The sequence below is a fragment of the Burkholderia sp. MSMB1498 genome (assembly GCF_001526245.1).
Classification (GTDB): Bacteria; Pseudomonadota; Gammaproteobacteria; order Burkholderiales; family Burkholderiaceae; genus Burkholderia; species Burkholderia savannae.
Window position 1 is genome coordinate 1 of the sequence record NZ_LOYJ01000030.1, and the last position, 593, is coordinate 593.

Below are 593 nucleotides of genomic sequence, written 5' to 3' on the forward strand. Positions count from 1 at the left end.
CTGTTGGACCCGGATTCGGTTGCACTGAGCTTCGTGGTCCACGAGAACCTGTCGCAGGAGCCGTCGTATCAGCTCGATCTGCTGAGCCGCGATCCGAATCTGGATTTCGACGAGTTGCTAGGCTCGTCGCTGTCGGCGGACATCGATCTGGGCGGCGGCGACGTGCGCACGTTCAACGCGCACGTGTTCGGCGGGAACGACACGGGCCAGATGAGCGGGCAGTACACGTACACGCTGGAATTGAAGAGCTGGCTGTCGTTCCTCTCGGAGAACCGCAACAGCCGGATCTTCCAGGACTTGAGCGTGCCGCAGATCGTCGAGCAGGTGTTCCAGGGCCATCAGCGCAACGGTTACCGGTTCGAGCTCGAAGACACGTACGAGCCGCGCGAGTACTGCGTGCAGTTCCAGGAAACGGATCTGAACTTCGTGAAGCGGTTGCTGGAAGACGAAGGGATCTATTTCTGGGTCGAGCACGAGAAGGACAGTCACATCGTCGTGATCTCGGACACGCAGCGCTTCGATGATCTGCCGCTGCCGAACGACGAGCTCGAATATCTTCCGGACGGCGAAGAATCGCGTGCGATCCAGGGGCG

Annotated in this window: 1 protein-coding gene; it reads left to right on the forward strand. The window is 60.4% G+C overall.

All coding sequences use genetic code 11. The features are described from left to right. Nucleotides 1–593, forward strand: a 593-nt coding sequence (locus WS91_RS06090; RefSeq protein ID WP_156432296.1) for a type VI secretion system Vgr family protein, incomplete at both ends; no start/stop codon positions are given.